The sequence below is a fragment of the Sporosarcina sp. FSL K6-1540 genome (assembly GCF_038620285.1).
Classification (GTDB): Bacteria; Bacillota; Bacilli; order Bacillales_A; family Planococcaceae; genus Sporosarcina; species Sporosarcina psychrophila.
This window is the reverse complement of sequence record NZ_CP152018.1, coordinates 2,557,344-2,578,089: the sequence shown is the minus strand read 5'-3', so window position 1 is coordinate 2,578,089 and position 20,746 is coordinate 2,557,344. Positions and strand designations below refer to the sequence as shown.

Genomic DNA, 20,746 nt, shown 5'->3' with positions numbered 1-20,746 from the left:
ATTATGCCATTTCCAACTAACTGAGCACCCTCAGGCAAACCTAATTGTCCAAAAGTATATGTATAATCAGATTGATATTCTTTTTTGTATCTTGTATAAAACGAAATATTCTTGACCTTCCTCTAAAAGGTTATATATTCTATCATGACCTTGTATCTCTCTTTGTTTTGACTATTATCATTAGAGTTTGAACCAATCTTTTTTCGACCTTTTTTGTTATGCGCTATTGTTAATAATTAGAGTATTTCCACTTTCATGGAAGTTCAAGAAGAAAAAATAAATCTCCCAATTTTTCAATTTCCGTTTCACTTATATTTGCAGTTACGATAGGACCTGATATTTTAAATGTAACGTATAATTTCTCAAGTTCAAAAATAAGAGTCGTTAAGATTTCATAATCGCCATCTTTGAATCCATAACCACTTACCTTCTTAATGAGGGAATGATCTAAAGATATTTTAGAACCTATTATCATAGGTTGTTTCGATAATTCAGCTTCGTAAAAGTATTCGAGGGGTTCAGGTGTTTCCTGTTCTTCTATAATTAGTAAGTCATCCCCCTCTTCATTTTCGGACCCAAATAATCTCCAGTACCAGGATTCATCCGTTTTAAAATCTTTTTTTATATTTAATATTAGATCTCCAAAACTATAATCCCATTCATTTCCTCTTTGATTAACAACCAGTTGATTTGACCAAATTCCAGCCAAACAATACCCTTGTACAGGTTTAAAACTCTTCCACTCCATTTTCCCCACCTTACCTTCCTTTGTAGATTAAACCCAAACAGCCCCGTTAGTCATATATGTAGCGCAAAATCAGCGCTACACCACAGGGGATGAAAATGTGGACAGAACGAGTATTGGATACTATGGCTGGCGAAGGAGGTCGATGAAAGGGCTTGTATACGCCATACACACCAAGTTGACATAACGCCAGTTCACGACAGTATTTTATTCCACTATCTCAATAAGAAACATACTAAGATCAGTAGTGCAGACCAAGGCATTGGTTAGCACTACTATTTTTTTATATAGTAGAGGTGAAGAATAGGTCGTGGCAGCTTTGGGGTCTTGAATCCGTATAAAAAACCGACCTACTTCACTCCCCTTATTTGAATCAGGTTTAAGTATGTTGGATCCATCGAGATCGTGTATAAGAAATGGGAATCGATAAGGTGAAGGTGAGGTCTTTAAAACACACAAGGAGGGTGAATATGAAACACGTCATCGCATTTGATGTCAGTATGGGAAAGAGCTATATGGTCGTTTATAACGCGCTGAAGAAGTGTGAGTTGGAGAAAGAAATCGAGCACAATCGTCCCGAGTTCATCGAACTCAAAGTTTTGATCGATGACTTAATTGACGGATATGGAGAGCATCCTCACATCGTATTTGAAGCGTCAGGTGTCTACTCAAGGCCTCTGGAACGTTTTATGATAGAGAACAAATACAGGTATTGTCTTTTAAATCCCTTGGAAGCAAAACTCCAATGCGATTCTTTGCGTATGCACAAAACGGATCGAAGTGATGCACATCAATTGGCACTCACACACTTTACGACCGAAAGACGGATTGAAACAGTGTCGGATGATGTTTACAGACAACTGAAACGAATGTCTAGGCATTACAGTGAATTGGACGATGAATTGAGCGTCGCCCGGAGCCGAATGCATAAGGTCATTCAGGAAACCTTTCCTGAGCTCGAGAAGATATTCACAACCAAATCCGAGCTATTCCTGAACGTAGTACAATTATATCCGCATCCAGATCTTGTCATAAATCAATCAAAGACGGTCATTAAAAATCGGATACTTGCCAATACAAATAAACGATTGTCCGTTAAAAAAGCGGAGGAAAAGGCAGTTGAACTACTCAAGGCAGCAAAACAATCTTACCCAGCCGCCTCTTCAACTGATGTACTGTGTGATCAAGTACGTGTATATGCAAAACGATATCAAGAGCTCCTTCTTCAGAAGAATCAATGCATCGACAAAATGGAGTCCCTTGCCGAGGAACTTAAAGAATATGAAATTTTACGTAGTCTCCCTGCTATTGGAGCGAACACGGCCGTCCGAATCATAGCGGAAATTGGCGACATTCGTAGGTTTGACAACAACAGACAGCTAAACGCATATGCAGGTATCGATATTAGACGATACCAATCAGGGAAATTTTTAGCGAGAGATAAAATCAATAAACGTGGGAATAAGCACTTGCGTAAAATCATGTATCTAAACGTTCAGAACATGATTAAACAGCGACGATTCGGTGGAAATCATATCGTGGAGTATTACGATAAATTAAAAGCGCAACCCTACAATAAATGTCATAAGGTTGCCTCCATCGCATGCGTGAACAAGTTGTTAAAGACGATTTTCTTTCTTGTAACACATAATCAAAACTACGACTACAGGTTAGCCCCCTAGTATAGCCGTAGCATCATTTTAACATATTCAAGCCTTGTGAAAAAACGAAAAGTCATTAGGCTTATTTGGTGTGGATCAACAATCAAAATCCTCATAATGCATGAATGTTCATGAAAAAATTTCTTCAGAGGAAATGAGATAAGTTATCTAAGATACTTGACTAATCGTAAGAAAAGCTGCCATGAAAAACAGCCGAATTTTCACTAAAGCACTTGTTAGTTTAATAAGAACAGCGACGCTTACGCCACAAATCGCACCCGTTTGCGAAACAATATACTATTCGAGGGAAGCCCTTTAATAAAAATCAACTGATCTAAATCATTCAAAGGATAATGGCCAGGATCTACTATTTCTTAAAATCCTATTACTTAACGGTTTTTATTGTCGCCTTCAAGATGGCTGATTATTCTAACAGTTAATTGACATATATCAGCATAAACATTACTATAAAAAAGAACCTAATGTTCATTCTTGATTTCTAAGGAGGATTAAAGGACAATGATACTGTTTTTACAAAACCACTTTCAAAATTAATAAATTCCCCGCGAGTATTGTGATTACATCGTCACTTTGCCATTTGCAGTACTACATTTGAGGGAGTTAAAAAAATGAATGATAAAATAGTAAATAATACGGATAAAACAAATTTGCGTTTACTTTTAGACAAAGCTATTGAATTGCGTGAAGATGGGCGTGCTAAGCAAGACCAAGACATTCTGAAGGAAGCACGTACTCTCCTTTTAGAAATGGTTGCTACCTATCCAGATCATGCTGAAGTCAACTATCAGGCGGGAATTGCTCATGATAATTCTGGATTAGGCAAGGAAGCTATCCCCTATTATGTAAAGGCTCTCGAGCAAGGTCTCGCAGGACCAGATCTTCAAAGATGTTTACTCGGTCTTGGCAGTACCTACCGTGCTTTGGGTTACTATCAAGAAGCAGTTGAAACTTTACGTCGAGGTGTGACAGAGTTTCCTGAACACCGCGGCCTTCAAATTTTTTACTCAATGGCTCTGTACAATTCAAAAAACTATAAACAGGCAATGGAAATTGTTCTGACTAATTTGATGGAAACAACGTCTGATGAAAATCTTCAATACTTCAAAAGAGGGATTTCGTACTATGCTGATCACCTTGATGAAACCTGGTGATGATTGAAAATTATTAAGACTAGATGTTCTGATTTGAATCTAATTCGTTCTCTTTTAGATTGTTAAATAACTTATTTTAAAATAATTAAATTAAAACGCAGTGCAATTCATGAATGAATTCCTACTGCGTTTTTTTATGTATACAAAAGTTTTATAAGGGTTGTTTTCAACAAACGTATCGAATTCAAACCACTATTCCACAAAATGTCCCGTTTGTTGAACAAGAATATAATTATCTTCATACGCGAACCATCGAATCGCTCGCTGAATGACCTTGCATACGCTATGCACACCAGGTAAACATAACACCGAATCACAGAAGTAGTTAACTCCAATACGCAACAAGAAAAAAGTGTCTTGTAAAGGTAGTCAACTCTTCAACTAAAGCATTCCGTTAGTGCAATAAGAACACGAGTTACCTACGCAGTCCGTGTTCTTCGGCTAAAGACCATTCTTCCTAATCCCATGCATGAAATCATGATTATAATTGAAATAATGTATCCCAGTTTCCAACTATCAGGACTTTTGATTAGCATGAAAGTGATTAGGACAACTAAGAATATTCCTATTAAAAATAAGGGTATTCTTAATTTTGGTTTGTAGTTTTGTACAGTTATCATATCACTTGCAAGAAAAATATTGCTAATTGTCAAGTAACTTGCAGCCTCCACTAAATGAAATAAGGCAAAAGAATAAAAAAAGAAAATTAAAATAGAGTTATTAAACTCAATGTTTAGGAAAAGGAAGGATATAGGGATACCAATAAGAAGATTCACTATTATTCCCGCTATACCAACATTAAAATACTGTTTACTAGTTAGAGTTTGTGCCTTTTTTTCATCAACAGGCTGGGGAGTAGAGAAGAATAAATAGAATGGCACATGAACTTTAAAAGGATTGTCTTTGCATTTATATTTTGCATATACGACCCCATGTCCAACTTCATGTAACCAAATCACTAAATATAAAGCACAGTAGCCAACTATAAAATATAAGAAAGTCATTTATTATCACCTACTCCGTATGCATACTATTATTTCTTCATCCTAAATAAAGTACTTCGACACCAATCTAAATATAACCTGCTTGTTCAACTAAACTGTCCCGTTAGTTAAGAAGAAAAAAGAGCTCGCTAAGGAGCTCCTGTTGTTGAACTAAAGCCACCGTTAGGTTAATAAGAATAGGAACTAACCAATCCTTTTAAAATAAAATCACGAGGAAATGGAATGCTCTTTCTTCTGTTTCCTCTTATAAAAATAAAGCCAAATAAAAAATATTGTCCAAGATATTGAAGGTAATACTGGAATTGCAGTAAATTGCATAATTAATATTTCTGCTATTACAGCTGGCACCATAATAATCAACCACATTCTAACTACCTTGTTTTTAAAACTTAGTTCAAATCGGTCACTCATATACCTCACCCCTTTTGTCTTTAACTGAACTGTCCGTTACTTGAATAAGGAATCTTTCTACTACTAATACGTTCATCGCGACTGGAAAGTTTCACCAATTCAAACTAAACAGTTACTCTCTCATAAGTTGAACAGGGCTATTTTTTAATAGGGGGTACACCGTTGCAACGGCTGGAGTACATACTTTTCTTCAGTTGAATGACGAAAGGGCTGCCGTACGTCCTACAACGCCAACTGAATAGACAGAAAGGATGTTAGTCAGCATTTTGTAAAGTTTGTACAATAATTGAATTACAACAAAAAAGTCGAATTCCTATATATTGAGGAATCGACTTTTCTTATTGAATCTTGTTACAGTAACCCCCCCGTTAGTTGAACAACCTCGATAATTATTAAATCATAAATTTTGTAAACCATGCTACATATTTAGCACCGGGTATAAATAATACCTGTGCAAGTAGAGTTCCAAATAATCTTGAAGCAATCATCATTAAAGAAATGCTCTTTAGTGTAAAGTAGCTTCCCCTTTGATTAACTACATCGTCAGCAAGAACAGAAATTTTGGGGTCAATAAATATTACAAGAAGAATAGTCGCAACACCATTTATGAGTCCAGATGCCATAATGGCTGTTGAAGCTCTATCTGGTGCCAATAATGATGCGTACAAAGCAGATAGTACCCCAATGGTATATATTGCAGTGATTATCATATTTACAAAAAATAATTTTAGAGGAATTTCTTTTATCCTAATATCTTTCAAATAACTTAGCTTAGGTAAACTAAAATGTTTTATCCCACGCTTTATATATTCAAAGGATATTCCCTTTTTAACTAAACTTGGAATTGAACCTCTTTCTTCTGATAAATGGATTATAGCTCTTGAAAATATGGCAATAAAAGTGGGTAATAAAAGGATACCAACTAATGTCCCAAATGTTGAAGCGCTTATAAGTATTCTATATTGGCTCTCTACAAATTCTAAAGTATTTTCAGTAGGTGCAGTATCTATAAGGCTTCCTGTAAAAGGTTGCTGCATCATATTAGCTAGTCTTGAAATAATAACCATTAAATTAAATAGAGATAGAGCAGAAGCAATCAATCTTACCCTTGCACCTGATAACCTAACAGCATAAGCGAGGGTTTCTATTGAGTGAATTACAAAAATAAACAAAAATATAAACAATAACTTTTCTGAAATAAATTCCAAATAAATTCCCCTACTTCAGCTTTTATAATTACCTAATAATACCACATAATCAAATTTCTTGTTTAACTCAACTGCCCAGTTAGTAAAAATGCGCCTCTACTTGTTGTAGAAGCGCACCCGTTAGCTTACTAGTTAATGATTACAACCTGCTACTTCTCCCAAAGCTCGATCAATCGACCTTCAGGATCTTTAATCCAAATGAACTTTCCAAATTCACTAATCTCTTTTTTCTTTGCAAGAGGTACACCAATATGTTCAAGATGCTTTATAGTCTCGTTTAAATCATGTACTTGGAAATTTAACATCACTTGTTGTTCTGTTGGAAAATAACTGTCATTCTCCGTAAAGAATGAAAAGATAGTCTCATTTCCTAATTGAGGTTTTATCACAGCCCCATTCCAATTGTCTATTTCAATTTTCAACACTTCACTGTACCATTTTTTCACAATTTCAAGATTATTAGTTCTCCAAAATATTCCTCCGAAACCTTTAATCATCGTCTCTAACTCCTGTCTGTCATCAAATTTTAGCTAACCGATTACATTAGATATACGAGATTTAAATTATAGTTCCTTTTTCTACAATACTGCCCCTGTAGTTGAATTGAAAAGGGTGTTTAGCCCCTAAATGAAGTAAAGCCCCCGTTTTTTTAATAACTAATCTTACGCATAACTCCCTCGTAAAAGCAGATAATATGGTGAGGTGATTAGAATATGTTAAAAACAAGGATTGGTTATATTGTTTGTTTTTCAATTATTTTAAGCTTATTTGTTTACAGTAAGTCCATAAATACAAAATCGATGGAGTTATCTTTCTCGCAACCGAATAGTGATAAAAATGAACAGGAACGAATTCACGAATTGGAACAACGTTTAGATAGTCTCGAACCACCCGAGCCTACCACAATTCTTGATTCACCTTTTCCATTCGAAAAAGGAACAGAGGTGCATTTCCCTACTGATGTCATCCCTATTTCACAAGTGTTAAAAGAAGGAACAAAAATCCCTTTTAAAGTAATTAAAAGCGCACCGAACTATATTAGACCAATATATGAAGAAAACTGGCATAGCACATATTGGGGTGGAAGATGGAGCTATATTCCTTCTCGAATACACTATTCTCTCCACCGGATATTCCCTTTTTATGCCATTGGTATTTCAGCTGAATTAAATTTCCAACAGGATGTAGGTATTGCTTTTAATACTGCTACAAATGAATCAGACCTTGATCTGTATATAGTTGTGTTCCAAACAAATATCACAGATGTTTATACAAAAGGAAATCAAGTTGTTGTTGTTGGGACACCTAAACGAACAGGAGTTGAGGTTATAAACATTAAAACAGCAGATATATACCCGAGTAATAAGGAGAAATATTTGTTAGTTCAGTTAGCAACTAATGGAGCCGAACTCGATTATTCTTTAATTAGTTATCAACCACCCGATTTTTGGTTAAAGCTAAAACAAAAAAATGAACGTGAAAAATCTAAAAAACAGTGAACCATTGCCTTATCATGTAAGTTGATAAGGCTGTTCTTTTACTCGGACTAAAATAGATTGCAATAAAATCAATCTCCTTAACTCTTTCCTCTAACGCTACCGCACTTTTACCTCCACTCTTTGTTAACTCAGAGTCGCTCCAACCTTGCATCCTTTTTTGTGGATTCCATATAGTCTCTCCATGTCTGGTATCCTTTAGAGCAGTCCCATTGCCTTAAGAAAATCTATTCAATATTCGCACGCTTTAATGAAAAATCACATAACAGTATTCGGTTTTTTATAGCTTAAGTACAAGTTTTGACAACAATCTTCCTTTCAAAGTAAGAAAAACGGCGCATTACTTATTTTTATTGATGAATGTATCTAACATCCATTCATTAAATTTTTCTTTCTCTTCAAATTGTGGATAATGTGCTGATTTCTCGAAAGAAATAAATTCCTTATGTTCGGCTTCAATCATATCAAAATACTTCTTTGCTGCATTAGAGGAAGTCATATAATCGTATTTACCCATGACGAAATACAAAGGAATTTCAAGTTTTGTTACAATGGTAGGTAATGGATTTTCTAATAGATCACTTAACAACTTTTCTTGGGAATACCCCATACCATAGTTGTAACGAATAACGTCTAATAAGTTATACTCGCTGCTCAATAAAACACCTATATTATCACCATCGGGGTTATCAATGAGTCTAACAGCCCCGCCGTATTTCATAACATAGTTTCTTGGTGTAACCGTATCGCCACTTTTAATTTGCTCGGTTAGTCCTTGTAAATCTAAAACATCATCCACATTACCAGCCTTTTGGGCCTGGCTAATAGAGTACTTTAAACTTTCAATCTCACTTTCCTTTGTTTCACCCATTTGCCCAATCCCGATATATGCTTCATATTTTTCGGGGGATTTATAAGCAGCTTGTAGTCCAATGTATGTACCAGAAGAATGCCCCATCAGTATAACCTTTTCTTTTTCAAGCCGTTCTGATATATATTCGGTCAAAGCTAATAAATCATCTACCAATAAGTCTGTTGAAAGAGTAGAATAGTCCTCAAAAAAGTGATATGATTTTCCACTTGCCCTTTGATCGTAATTAACAATTGTGAAATTGGCTTCCAATAAGTCTGCGTATTTATTGGCATATGGTATTTCCGGAGCCCCAGGTCCTCCATGTACGACAATGATGACAGGATTATCCTTATCGTTGCCACGTATCATAATTTCGTGACCACTTCCATTTATCTCTACTTGTTCTAATGTACTTATACTGTTATCACCTTTTATATTGGGTGTCCATGTAGGAAAGAAAAGTGCTATTACGAGTACTGTTACGATAATGATTGCAATATATTTCATTAATTTTTTTATACGTTTCATCTAATTTATTCCCTTCCATTTTAACCTCATTCAAATATACGATTGAACAAGATATGCTTTTAATAAATGTGATGGATATTGATTATTTTTGAATTTCTTTTGCAAAAGGGGGGCATAGTTTAATAAAGAGTATTTTGTAGCTGATTGAACAGAGTTAATTAGAATGATCGGTAAGCCTTTGAATTTATCACCAGTTTTCGCCGCTAATAGCCAAGCTTATACCACGCAATATCTTACCAATCAGCGTGCTACTCGACGCAAGGGGAACCTTTCAGAGCGTTACCTCTTCATTCGACTCCTCGACATACCCCTTTAGTTTTAGAACACTATAACTGTCTAACCTTTACCGAAATTGTGTGACCACATTTCATTTGAACCAGGAACGTTTTGCACCCAGAATCGCGTCCGATTTTTGAATTTTGCTATTCAAACAGGCTAAATATAATATCTGCTATGTAAGTTTCCGAAAATGCAGCCATAATAATTAACGGTAAAATTAAAATGGCGTAAATCTTTATAGTCTCTAGAACTTTTTTAATAAGAGATGTTCCTACTTCGTCTGCGTTAAATACATTTCTTATTTTAACTCTAACAACTTGATTTAACTCAAAGAGAACTGCTGCAATTAAACAAAAAGCGAATACTTCAAAAATATAATGAGGGATAGTGGCAATGATTATACCAAGACCTTTTATTGAATTGACCTGTAAAGCAATCCCAAAAAGAATACCAGGCAGAGCAACAGTTGAAATTATATTCAAGAGATATAGAAATTGTATTGGAATTAAAGCCAAGATAAACATTTGTAAAGGCACCATAAATCCATTATTAACAACAAATGACCACACCTTTTTTATACCTTCAGATTCTTTCACTTGATCCGGTAATTTATTTCCTATTCCTTCGGTTATTTCTTTTATATCCGGGTTGATTATGTAGGTTATTACCGTTGCAATAATTGTTATTGCTACAGCGAATATAAAAAAAATAATTGATCTTTTTAATCCGGTTTTACGAATTATATTTGCTATAGTAATCACCCCACTCAATTTACTTTTACTCAACCTTCGTACCCGATTGTGGAAGATTATCGTACTCGTCTTGTTCAACTAACAGCGTAAATTTAATGAGCAATACCGTTATTCCTAATTACCATAGGACCTAAAACTCTACACAAAATGGTTGAATACTGTTATCAAGACAGTGTTCTATTCTTTGCCTGAAGTTCCCTACAGTTACCATTTCTAGAGCTTGCTCAATAGGGAAGAATCCCACTTCTAAACTTTCTGGCGAAGTTGTTAATTTACCACCAATCGGCTTAGCTAAAAAGAGTGTATTACAAATTGACTTATCCACGTTTTGAAATATTCCGCAGAATTTAAGAACTGCAATATCAATACCTGACTCCTCTTTAGTTTCCCTAATTGCAGCATCTTTCAGAGACTCACCTTCCTCGACTATTCCACCTGGCATTTCCCAACCTCTCATAGGCCCTTTAATTAGCAGAATTTCCTTTTGATCGTTGAGTACAATCGTTGCAGCTGAAACAAAGTGCTTAGATGGTGTGTAAATATGTGATGTGTTTTGTCCCAAAACGTTGCCCCCTCTTTTGTGTTAGTTAACTTTTCATCTCCATCAGTTCAATAATTCTTCCTCCAGTAAATGGCTCTATTCAATTGAAGTAAAAATTACTCAAACTTAAATTCATAACCTATATAGTTAAATACATTTCTGAATCCTATATTCTCTGCGACCGCAATTGAAGGTTTGTTAGATTCCATACAATCCCAATAAGGAACAAGATTATTTTCCAAACAATCTTTTACAAAAGTAATGGCTACTTTTTGTGCTAACTTTTTACCTTGATGCTCTTCCAAGGTTTCAATATCAACACCATGTACATTATCAACTACAAAACCCGAAAAACAGACGCTAACAATTTTATTTTTACAAACTATACCGTATCCAAAGCCTTCATTAAAGAACCTTTCGGGTGAAGACCAAAACTCTACTATTTTGGAATGTAAAAACTTAATATTTTCAATTGATTTATCACTGTTTTTAAAAAGTGTTTTACTAATTTTTATAATTTTATATCCTTCTTCAATAGTAAGTTCGAAGTTGCCTTTATAATCTTTTTTTTGTAACGTATAAACCCTCTGATTCCAACTTCCTAAATTGCGGTTTTCAAACACCTTTATAATAGTCTCATCCCACTTATTATGATTACCAATACCCTCAAACCAAGTTAATCCCACCTTCCTTGCTTCTAGAATGATTACTGTATCAATAAAATGATTTAATTCGGTATTGAACCCTTCGTTTCTTTCATCTCCAATAAAGAAAAAACCGTCATTATTACCTAACCAAATAAGTCCCGAAGCAGGAGATTCAATATCATCTACAAAAATACGACCTGGATTTATCCCTTCGACGACTGCTTTAGCTTCTAATTGACCTTGCTCATATAACATACATCTACATTTATAAAATTCCGACTTTTTTAATTCTGATATCATTACTTACCTCCTTATCTGCCCGAAATTAACTAATTCAGGAACCTTTTCTTTTTTAACAATCCTTCTTTGTTTGTTTAAGTACATCCCTTCACTTTACAATCTACCTGTTCTTCGACAATATGGCCCATTTGCTTTATACGGTTCGCTTTAGGGCAGCCCCATCGCCGAAGATGTTCTATTCAATAATCACGCCCGTTCATTTAATAAACTGTTAATCCATAGTTAGCCAATAACTATACCGAAATCAGATAGACATGCCCTATAAGGAAGAAGCCTTTCAAAAATAGATATTAAAATATCAGATCGTGTACTTCACCAGTAATAACCATAATTAAGCCGATCAATGAAAGCATTATACCTACGTAAAAAGGCCAAGGATTATCTTCTTTTTCTTTATCAAAAGTAAAAAAGGTAACTATGCAAAAGATAAGGGTAATAACAGGAATAAAACCATACTGAGGTCCAAATGTGAACGCAATTCCACCCAATATCATTCCTATAAGTCCATAAGGATTTTGAGATTTTTTTCTGTCTATATATTCTTTATCATCATTGGATAAGCCCTCGTTTCTGTCCCCCCATATGTCGATGACTTTCATTCTATTTAGGAATTCAATCGTTTTTTTAAATGCCTTCATAAATCGTACCTACTTTCCCGTTAATCCAGCCTCTATCATTTAATTACGATCTTTTGCACTCTGGCTCGTTTGTACGATTTGGACGCAATCGCTTATTAAGCAATCGCGCTCAATTGTTAAAAACAACTGTTAATATAGTCCAGTACCAGCTAATTGTAGCAATGTAAGTACTATGTATTTTTTACCAAGCTCATAATCAGTAAAGTTTTTTTCAAGGTAGATATAACCTCTCTCTCTAAAAAAGGTATACCATTTCCCTTCTTCCCCAAAAAAATGGAAGCCTTCAGCCATAGAATATCTACTTATTAAACTAAAGCGCCCATTTACAGAACAGTATATAAGTTATTACAATTTAATATTATATTAATCCATACACTATTGAACCAATAATAAATAAACCGCAAGACACAGCACTTAATAGATATGTTTTATTTTGTTTTACATAATTCCACTCCATTAAAGTACTGAAAGCAAAAAAAATACATGGAACTATAAAAATAAATATCCTAAGATGTTGAAAGTTAGTTATTGATATAGCAATAACTATTATAGTTGCCCAGTGGAGTATTCCCTCACCATATTTGTGCAATTTATTTACATATTTATTTTGTGGGTCACGTTTCTTAATATTCATTTTTCTCGTTAAAATATTATTGATCACATAGTTTGAAACGAGAATGCAAATTAAAATAATCCAAATAGGTGTCATTTAGAACCCCTCCTTTACACATACATAAATTACTCTTTTAATTTATTTTCATGATACAATTCGCCCTTTTAATGCAAGCAGGAACAATACTTATTCCGCTATTTGTCCGATTGTAGGACAGCTGTATTCAATTATCGCGCCCGTTAGTGGAATATCAAAATCACCCAACATACTGAAGAATTAATTGATATAATGCTACGCAAAATCCTAAAACACTTGCTTTTATTTTTGAAGGATGGTTTTTTTCATTAAGAAATAAGTAAAATAAAACTGCTATGAATCCCAGTGGGAGCCATAGTGCAAAGGTTTTTCCTTCTGTACTGTGAGAGTAAATTGGAGCAATGTAGGTGCTAACCAGAAAGTAAAAGAACACTGTGAAACGGCGTGTTTCTAATTGCTTACTCCACCTTACTAAAAGATAAATAATTAAAATTGCTATAACTGTAATGGGGAAAGGGGGTAGAACGACCGCTGCACCATTGCCGAGTTTAAACTCCATTTTGAATCTTCCCTTCAAGTATCATCTTCCCATGGGGTAACATATTTTTCACGAAATAACGACAGCTTCTTTGAGCTCTTTATTACATATAATTCATTTGGTTCATTCTGAAGTGAAATGGTCCTATTACAGTACAAATTTATTTGGTGTTCGCGCCCGTTCATATAAAAGGTTTTAATATATTAACCCATCCACATCCCCCAAACAAAAAATGACCATATAGAAATCGGAAGCCCTATTAAGACACACGCAATAACACTCACAATAAGGACTACTTTTTCGGTTTTATTGAAAATAAATAATGAAATAGGGATAATTATATATAATCCAATACTAATGAAAGTTACGATAGTTATAGCTGTCGTTAACTCAATTGTTGGGAAACGTTCATTAAAATCATAAGCTATAACTTGACCAAAGATTCCTAAAATAGTTGCAACTATAAGACCTATAATTACAAAAGAACTATAAATCATTACCTTCATATCCCCAATCCCCTCTTTTGAAAACATTATTTTATATTCTTGCATAGCTGTATCAATCATGCCTGGCGTTCACCAATTTCTCAATCACTTTTTAATCCATAATACTCTTCATAGAAATGCGTATACATGTCGAAACTCATTTGAACATCATTTTGAAGATTTTTAATAAGAGTGATTAATTGGAATCTCGTATAATAAGGAAAGCTTTTAATCCTTACGATATTTTCCTCAATTAGCAGGCACCGTTGCAAGCTTAGGTCAAGATAATTTTCAGATTCCGACGAGAGCTCTTCATTGAAAACTATGATTAAAATTAAATTTCTCAAACTCCTAATACTATCCAACATCTCATTCAAATCTCTTTTGCTTACTTTAACTCTATCAGCCGTCATCAAATCCATTTCATAGGTGTCTAGGATAAAATCAGTATAGAATTCTACACGACCCGTACTTTCGTTTTGTTCATTGACATTCCTTAACTCTTTCAGTTCATTTCGATAGTCCTTAAAAAAGATAGGATCCGGTTTAAAGGCAATTGGCTTATATATACTAAAAAAAGAATACGGAAAAATCAACGTCATCAAAACTAAGCATATGATTACAATTAACCCTAACGTTCTTTTTCTTCTCAATTTGAAGCCTCCTTGAAGTGCCAGGCACCCGTTCGATTCTGGTTGTTCGGTTGCCTAGTGTTTTTCAAACTACGTTTTCAATAATCGCGCCCGATTGTTCAATGTTGGCACTAACCTTTATCCAAGGATTTCTCCCTGTTAGTTAAGTTAGGATATACTCCTTTGTTTATACTCTTCCGAAAAATTAGTCCAATATAAAATGAAAAACTGTTAATTTGTAGGAATTTCGATTTTCTGCATATTTCCACTCCATAACTGTTCTAGCTAATTCTGTCCAAATACTAAGTATTAACAGCAAAAACCACGTTTCAAAAAACCAAATCGAATCCATTGGTAATCTGGAGATATTAATAATAAACGATAATGATGAGGACTATGAAGGTAATTCTAATTTTCCTACCTATTTTCGATTGTTTTTCATTGACATGGTAATTTCAAGTCCCCGATAGCATTGCTCGACAGTAAATAAAAGTAATTACAACCTTTATAAGTATAGCAATCTATATGAGTATACAGTAAAATGCTCCTTCTGTAGAATAGATACTGACAACAATATCAGTTCCCTACACTATAAATGAAGGAGTATTTCATATGTAATGTGTAATGTGTAGACCAAGACATAGTCTTTCGTCAATACTAATCTCTATTGCCCCGAGGCGTATTGGCGTGTCCATTAGTCAATTATGTCTATGACAAGTTATCTGAATACACATTAGTCAAATCCTTGATTCTTGCAACTATATTCCGTTGGAGAAGTTGTGAGGAAATTGAACAAAGAATCCGCGCTAAACTGGCTACCTTAATCGAAATGGAGCTGGATTCTGTCACGCGCTTTGACCTTGTCTCCATACTAACTCGCCCGGAAATACTGCGACTGTTTAAGTTTACGGACAAGGAAGGTTCCATATATAGCCTGCTAACCAGTCGATTGGAATTGACTGAGAAATAGATATTGGACATGTATAAAAGTCGTTGGTATATCGAGCTAGATCATCTGTTCAGCCTCTCACCTAAAGGGATCTAGAACCAGCTTTTCATTGCTTTAATTACGGTAGGATTGGTTGAAATCATGCGCGTCGAAAAGCAATCTAAGAATACTGCATGAGAATTTCATCAACTTATCCAACACTATTTATTAGAGCCATAGGAAAAGATTCTAGAGGAATTAAACCGTAAAATAAGCCTAGTAGTGGAATATTTGTCAATAGTAAGTCCGTTTTCTAAAGTCCCTTTATTTCATTCATGTTCATCTGTATGTCCTCCCTTAGTTTGTGGTAGAACTGTTTTGTTAATTTCAGTGCAGTATGTACTGATGGTAGCAGTGAACTTTCAGCCGGACCGGTAACATGCATTACGAAAAGCAGACATGCTGAGCATGTCTGCTTTTTTAGTAGTCCTCATTCAATCACATATACGTGTCGATCGATTCATATATCTCGACATGAATAATGGGACCCAATTCCTGAACACGTACACCGATATTTATAAGATCAGTCTTTTTGTGGTCTGGTAGCTTAATATCGAAGGAGCCTGTTTTCTTTGCTACTGCATGGAACAAGTTGGTTCCCGCGTCTCTTGTGACCGTGGCAATTTGCTCAGCATCTTTCGGTAGTATATGCTTTCCTATGTTGTATGTCGCTCCCAAATCTACTGACGCAGTCGGCTTCTCCTCCAATACTTGGAGGTTATAGTAAAAGTTCGGAGCAGAACTTACCGCTTCGATCCCGTACCTTACTTCTTCTCCGCCAGCGAAATGGACAGTGGCAATATATTGACCTGGCTTATCGATCGGAATGCGGATATTATTATACTTACCCTCAGTATCGGTCTGATCGGTATCGCGGCAAACAGAGCGATTGGTCGAAAGACATTTTCTGAAATCCACATTGTCAGACAGCTTCTTTCCGTCCATTGTGGAGAGCGAAACGTTCTGGACTTGTTTTTTAACACTGATTATTGCTGGTGTAGTTAGAAAATCGTCTGTCTCTTCCAGTGTCAACTTCAGCTCGCCATCCACTTCTTTGATGTGCACATAATACTTTTGGTAGTATTTCTTATCCGGATTTCCCGTATACACTAAAGCGACACTAAATGTTCCCGTCCCTTCTTGGAGCGGGACTAAATGGATTTTATCCGCAGTATAGCTATTTGCTGTATCGCGTCCTACAACCGCATTGAACAAACCGTAATCCTCATGATTGGAATCGTACATTTTAAATTCTTCCCATTGGTAGTCGCTAGCCCGCAACGTAACAATCGGCGACTTTGCTTCCTCTGTAGCCTTCAGCATTTTAGCCGCTTGTCCTCTTGTGATGGACTCGTTCGGGCTGAATCTGTCAGTAGACATTCCTGTCGTGATGCCGAGTCTATAGATGATAAGAATGTTCGGATCATGACCTGCCCCTCGTTTAACATCCTCGAATGGACTTTTATACGACGTGAAGTCATAGCGTGGCAGATCGAACGCTTTGACAAGTATCGAAGCCATCTGTGCCCGCGTAATAGGATCGTTCGGACCGAAACGTCCATCTCCATAGCCGCTGATGATGCTTTTTTCTGCCATAGCTGCGATGGCTTTGTAGTAGCCGTTCGCTTTCGAGACGTCTTTAAACCCCGGATTCTTTGCATTCGAAGTGTCCAATTTAATCATTTTTGCGATGATTGCGGCCGCCTGTCCTCTCGTGATAGAATTGCCGGGTCTATATGTGCCGTCCGGATAGCCTCCGATAATATTGCGTTCTGCCAGATCATAAACAGCTTCTGCAAAATGCTTTGATGACGGTACATCTGAAAATCGCTCTGTGCTTGCAGCGAACGTGCCGGATAAAGGCAGGCTATATACCAACAATAGTGCACAGAATAGAATAAGTAGTTTTTTCTTCATTTGCTCATATCCTTTCAGTCCTGTAAGTAGTTTTCATTGTATAGGAGGCTGCCGTCTAAAACGACTGCCTTTCAGACTAGATTGTGGTACTATGTATTCGTTCACTCTATTCATCTAACATATCACTGGTGTAATTAAGTATCGCCAAAATAGAGTAAGCGCATATTTGACGCTTACTCATCAAGGTTCTTAAGGTATATAACTCCAGGAAATACCAGTCTATTTTTTCATCAATTAGCACATTTCTTTTTATATTATCAATTAAAACTTCTTGAACTTTCATCAACATCACCTCAAGAACTGATAATAATTTATTTTAGAAAACCTTTTCTATAAAAACTATAAATACTGTAGATCATCACTGAATATAAGCTGTTTTTAAACATAAAAAAGAAGTAGTGCTTAACTTTGCAAGCGTTAAGCACTACTTCTTTGTATACTGTATATAAGCATCTGTTGGCTTAGTAGGAATATATATGTTGAAAATAACATAACGAAATTCAGCAACCGGGCAGAAAGTTGAGCAATTAAGGGAGGAAAAATTATGTCCAATAACGTAAGAACAAGAAAAATAATTTTAGATTTAGCAGTTACTTTAGATGGTTTTATTGAAGGGAAAAATGGGGAAGTTGATTGGTGTGTCATGGATCCTGATATGGGGTTTAATGATTTCCTAAATCAAATTGATACTATTTTATATGGAAGAAAAAGTTACGACTTATGGGGACAATATACTCCAAAAAATGAAGATACTAATACTGAAAAAGAAATGTGGGAATTGGTTCACAGTAAAGAGAAATATGTGTTTTCCAGAACACAAACAGGGATTGATAATAAAGCAATATTCATAAATGAAAATATACCAAGGGAAATAAACAAATTAAAGAATAAACCCGGTGAAGATATCTGGTTATACGGTGGAGCAAGTCTTATTACAACTTTTATCGATTTAGGACTTGTTGATGAATTTAGATTATCTGTACATCCTGTTGTTTTGGGAGAAGGAAGACCGTTGTTTATTGATATAAAACAGAGGTTGAATTTAAAATTGATTAATACAAGAACTTTCTCCTCCGGCGTTGTTCAACTAATCTATCATTTGAATAGAAATTAATAATCTATTTCATAAGGAAAAAATCCATTTTGATCATTTTTTTCAAAATGGATTCTTTTTATTTTCCCCAGAATGAGTTTTTTCGGGATACTATTAATTAAATTTTATTCCAATGCTACAAGTGTTTCTTCATATTCAATTATTATGTCCGCAAAATTTTCTCCATCGTTTTGCCATTTGCTAACTCATCAATCAGCTTATCCAAATAGCGAATTTCCCGCATAGTTGGTTCTTCGATGTACTCCACTCGGACACCGCAGACCACACCTTCGATCAAAGCCCGCGAAGGATTCAGTTGGGGAGCTTCTGCAAAGAAGGTCTCAATGTCTGGCTGATTTTTTAGCTGCGCTTCAAACTCTTCCTGGCTATACCCTGTCAACCAACGGATGATTTCGTCGACTTCTGTTTTCGTACGTCCTTTTTTCTCCGCCTTCGTAACATAACAGGGATAGACTCTTGCGACACTCATTGTATAAATCTGATGTTTCGCCATGATACATCCTCCCTAAATGATTTCTATAAATGAAAAAGAGCGCTGATCTTTATTCGAGATAAGCGCCCGTTTGTAAAATATCTCACACTCCATTGGCAAACAGATTACTCTGGCAAGTTCAACTGCCAGGATATGCCAAATTGGTCATTCAGCCATCCGAATTTTTTGCTGAACCCATAGTTATTGATAGGCATGAGTGCTGTGCCATTTTGCATCATTTTATCGTAAAGGCTGTCAATTTCTTCTTCGGTCTCACAAGTAAGATAGATAGAAAAAGACGGGGTAAACGAAAACTCATGGTCAACATGACTGTCGATACACATGAACTCCTGCCCCTTTAACGAGAATACAGCATGTATAACTGTACCTTCTTTACCAGGTCCTTCAGCCCCGTATCGAGCAATGCTTTTAATTTCTGAATCCTCGATGAGTGATATGTAGTATTTCATAGCTTCTTCTGCAATACCGCCTTGAAACATTAAAAATGGTGTTACGTTTTTCATATTTAACTTCCCCTTCTTCACATAAATTGTAATGTTGTCTCCCTATTTCAACTAATTACTCAAACGGTTTTTAACCTGTATAGCTGACTTTCCCTGTCTCAACTAATTCTTTAAGTCCCATAAACATATAATTCCAGCCATGTTCAGAGCCATCATGCGTTTCGCCAAGAGCTTTTTCTACATCTGACTCTGTCCAATTCTCTTCTTGAGAAACATGGATCACTTGTGTGAACGTCATCTCACAGCCTTGCTGGAGTTCTTGTAGTTCAACTGTAATCGTATCTTCTAATTCGCTAAATTGTGGCATCTTAAAAGTAAACGCAATTTTTTTCGGAGGATCAATTTCGAGATATTCCCCAATCGCACGGTAATCTTGTCCTTCCCGATGGTCAACAATTTCCCAAGTACCGCCTACTTGAGGATTATTTCGTGTCACCTTATTCGTGCCTTCCAATGTAAAAAACCATTTTCTCATCATTTCTGGGTTCAGCCATGCGTCGAAAACCCTTTCACGTTTTACATTGAATTCTCTTTTCATTATTAATGTTCTTGTTGAGATGTTGTTCATAAAATTCCCCTTCCCATGATTTAGTGTTCTCTATTCTTGGCTTTCAATAACTCACTTTCCAGAATATCAAAACGATTACTCCAAAATTTTTCATAAAAACGGAGCCATTCAGAAGCTCGAGACAGTGACTCTGCATTTATGCTACATATATGCGTTCGTCCGGTTATGTTCCTTTCTACTAAATTTGCTCGTTCAAGAACCTTTATATGTTTAGAAATAGCTGCTAAAGACATATCAAAAGGCTCTGCTAACTCTGAAACTGTTCTTTCTTTTTGAGCCATCATATGAATGATTTCTCTTCTTGTTGGATCAGCTAAAGCATGAAATATTTCATTTAATTGATTTTCATTATGGTTAACCATGTAGTTTAATATATCAGTTCCCACTTTCACATTCAACCATTTAGTTAAATGATTTCAATATAATACATACTACCTTATCAAAATAATTACCCTTTTAATAAAGTGTTATGCATTTTGGTTCCTTCACAGTGTCGAGTGCCAGGTTCTTAAGCAATTCAGAATTGAACGAGAACCTGGTACCTTTCACTATAGCCAATATAAACAGTATCCCTAACCAAAATTTTGGTCCAATACCATACATACATCTCTTCATAAACTCCAA

The 20,746-nt window shown here is 35.5% G+C and carries 24 protein-coding genes; 4 read left to right on the top strand and 20 right to left on the bottom strand.

Annotated elements, in window-relative coordinates:
* Positions 1-253: 253 nt before the first annotated feature.
* On the bottom strand, positions 254-748 hold the full coding sequence (locus MKY15_RS12145; RefSeq protein ID WP_187046750.1) for a hypothetical protein: 495 nt from the start codon (positions 746-748) through the stop codon (positions 254-256).
* A 467-nt stretch (positions 749-1,215) separates the two neighbouring features.
* On the opposite strand from MKY15_RS12145, the gene MKY15_RS12140 reads away from it, so the two are divergent.
* Complete coding sequence (locus tag MKY15_RS12140; protein ID WP_342537653.1) at positions 1,216-2,427, top strand: IS110 family transposase; 1,212 nt, start codon at positions 1,216-1,218, stop codon at positions 2,425-2,427.
* Positions 2,428-3,035: 608 nt separating this feature from the next.
* Positions 3,036-3,578: a tetratricopeptide repeat protein gene (locus MKY15_RS12135; RefSeq protein ID WP_340741558.1), complete on the top strand. Its 543-nt coding sequence runs from the start codon at positions 3,036-3,038 to the stop codon at positions 3,576-3,578.
* A 419-nt stretch (positions 3,579-3,997) separates the two neighbouring features.
* Here the strand turns inward: MKY15_RS12135 and MKY15_RS12130 are convergent, their stop codons facing one another.
* The 4 genes from MKY15_RS12130 to MKY15_RS12115 all read right to left on the bottom strand — a co-directional run bounded on the left by MKY15_RS12130 (position 3,998) and on the right by MKY15_RS12115 (position 6,698).
* Positions 3,998-4,582: a hypothetical protein gene (locus MKY15_RS12130; protein ID WP_340741557.1), complete on the bottom strand. Its 585-nt coding sequence runs from the start codon at positions 4,580-4,582 to the stop codon at positions 3,998-4,000.
* A gap of 207 nt (positions 4,583-4,789) precedes the next feature.
* Positions 4,790-4,993 (bottom strand): hypothetical protein, encoded by a 204-nt coding sequence (locus MKY15_RS12125; protein WP_067206203.1) that lies wholly within the window; start codon positions 4,991-4,993, stop codon positions 4,790-4,792.
* A gap of 392 nt (positions 4,994-5,385) precedes the next feature.
* A complete protein-coding gene (locus MKY15_RS12120; RefSeq protein ID WP_067206197.1) occupies positions 5,386-6,201 on the bottom strand; it encodes a lipid II flippase Amj family protein in 816 nt (271 codons plus the stop codon).
* Between the two features lie 149 nt (positions 6,202-6,350).
* Positions 6,351-6,698: a glyoxalase/bleomycin resistance/dioxygenase family protein gene (locus tag MKY15_RS12115; RefSeq protein WP_067206194.1), complete on the bottom strand. Its 348-nt coding sequence runs from the start codon at positions 6,696-6,698 to the stop codon at positions 6,351-6,353.
* 216 nt (positions 6,699-6,914) lie between these two features.
* Between MKY15_RS12115 and MKY15_RS12110 the strand changes: the two genes are divergently transcribed.
* Positions 6,915-7,700: a hypothetical protein gene (locus tag MKY15_RS12110; protein WP_231885768.1), complete on the top strand. Its 786-nt coding sequence runs from the start codon at positions 6,915-6,917 to the stop codon at positions 7,698-7,700.
* Positions 7,701-8,037: 337 nt separating this feature from the next.
* Here MKY15_RS12110 and MKY15_RS12105 read toward each other — a convergent pair whose 3' ends face one another.
* The 11 genes from MKY15_RS12105 to MKY15_RS12055 form a co-directional block, all read right to left on the bottom strand.
* Entirely contained in the window at positions 8,038-9,078 is a 1,041-nt protein-coding gene (locus MKY15_RS12105; protein ID WP_342537652.1) for an alpha/beta hydrolase, read from the bottom strand.
* A gap of 422 nt (positions 9,079-9,500) precedes the next feature.
* A complete protein-coding gene (locus MKY15_RS12100; RefSeq protein ID WP_342537651.1) occupies positions 9,501-10,142 on the bottom strand; it encodes a stage II sporulation protein M in 642 nt (213 codons plus the stop codon).
* Between the two features lie 97 nt (positions 10,143-10,239).
* Entirely contained in the window at positions 10,240-10,671 is a 432-nt protein-coding gene (locus MKY15_RS12095) for an NUDIX domain-containing protein (RefSeq protein ID WP_338653426.1), read from the bottom strand.
* A 95-nt stretch (positions 10,672-10,766) separates the two neighbouring features.
* On the bottom strand, positions 10,767-11,597 hold the full coding sequence (locus tag MKY15_RS12090) for a GNAT family N-acetyltransferase (RefSeq protein WP_338653428.1): 831 nt from the start codon (positions 11,595-11,597) through the stop codon (positions 10,767-10,769).
* 290 nt (positions 11,598-11,887) lie between these two features.
* Positions 11,888-12,235 carry a cell division protein FtsK gene (locus tag MKY15_RS12085; RefSeq protein WP_338653430.1) on the bottom strand — a complete coding sequence of 116 codons (348 nt, stop codon included), beginning with the start codon at positions 12,233-12,235 and terminating at the stop codon, positions 11,888-11,890.
* 358 nt (positions 12,236-12,593) lie between these two features.
* On the bottom strand, positions 12,594-12,944 hold the full coding sequence (locus MKY15_RS12080; protein WP_338653432.1) for a DUF4181 domain-containing protein: 351 nt from the start codon (positions 12,942-12,944) through the stop codon (positions 12,594-12,596).
* Between the two features lie 160 nt (positions 12,945-13,104).
* Positions 13,105-13,443 carry a hypothetical protein gene (locus MKY15_RS12075; RefSeq protein ID WP_338653434.1) on the bottom strand — a complete coding sequence of 113 codons (339 nt, stop codon included), beginning with the start codon at positions 13,441-13,443 and terminating at the stop codon, positions 13,105-13,107.
* A 182-nt stretch (positions 13,444-13,625) separates the two neighbouring features.
* The gene (locus tag MKY15_RS12070) at positions 13,626-13,988 is read right to left on the bottom strand and encodes a hypothetical protein (RefSeq protein WP_342537650.1); all 363 of its coding nucleotides are present in this window, start codon (positions 13,986-13,988) and stop codon (positions 13,626-13,628) included.
* A 20-nt stretch (positions 13,989-14,008) separates the two neighbouring features.
* Positions 14,009-14,560: a hypothetical protein gene (locus tag MKY15_RS12065; RefSeq protein ID WP_342537649.1), complete on the bottom strand. Its 552-nt coding sequence runs from the start codon at positions 14,558-14,560 to the stop codon at positions 14,009-14,011.
* Positions 14,561-15,965: 1,405 nt separating this feature from the next.
* Complete coding sequence (locus tag MKY15_RS12060; RefSeq protein WP_342537648.1) at positions 15,966-17,444, bottom strand: S-layer homology domain-containing protein; 1,479 nt, start codon at positions 17,442-17,444, stop codon at positions 15,966-15,968.
* A 106-nt stretch (positions 17,445-17,550) separates the two neighbouring features.
* Complete coding sequence (locus MKY15_RS12055; RefSeq protein WP_338653442.1) at positions 17,551-17,727, bottom strand: hypothetical protein; 177 nt, start codon at positions 17,725-17,727, stop codon at positions 17,551-17,553.
* Between the two features lie 261 nt (positions 17,728-17,988).
* Here MKY15_RS12055 and MKY15_RS12050 point away from each other — a divergent pair, with 261 nt between their 5' ends.
* Positions 17,989-18,558 carry a dihydrofolate reductase family protein gene (locus MKY15_RS12050; RefSeq protein WP_187046738.1) on the top strand — a complete coding sequence of 190 codons (570 nt, stop codon included), beginning with the start codon at positions 17,989-17,991 and terminating at the stop codon, positions 18,556-18,558.
* Positions 18,559-18,700: 142 nt separating this feature from the next.
* Here MKY15_RS12050 and MKY15_RS12045 read toward each other — a convergent pair whose 3' ends face one another.
* From MKY15_RS12045 to MKY15_RS12030, 4 genes are all read right to left on the bottom strand, one after another.
* Entirely contained in the window at positions 18,701-19,051 is a 351-nt protein-coding gene (locus MKY15_RS12045) for a DUF2200 domain-containing protein (protein ID WP_067206172.1), read from the bottom strand.
* Between the two features lie 104 nt (positions 19,052-19,155).
* Positions 19,156-19,554 (bottom strand): VOC family protein, encoded by a 399-nt coding sequence (locus MKY15_RS12040; protein WP_067206169.1) that lies wholly within the window; start codon positions 19,552-19,554, stop codon positions 19,156-19,158.
* 70 nt (positions 19,555-19,624) lie between these two features.
* Positions 19,625-20,122: an SRPBCC domain-containing protein gene (locus MKY15_RS12035; RefSeq protein ID WP_067206166.1), complete on the bottom strand. Its 498-nt coding sequence runs from the start codon at positions 20,120-20,122 to the stop codon at positions 19,625-19,627.
* A 20-nt stretch (positions 20,123-20,142) separates the two neighbouring features.
* Positions 20,143-20,508: a metalloregulator ArsR/SmtB family transcription factor gene (locus MKY15_RS12030; RefSeq protein WP_231885767.1), complete on the bottom strand. Its 366-nt coding sequence runs from the start codon at positions 20,506-20,508 to the stop codon at positions 20,143-20,145.
* Positions 20,509-20,746: the final 238 nt, after the last annotated feature.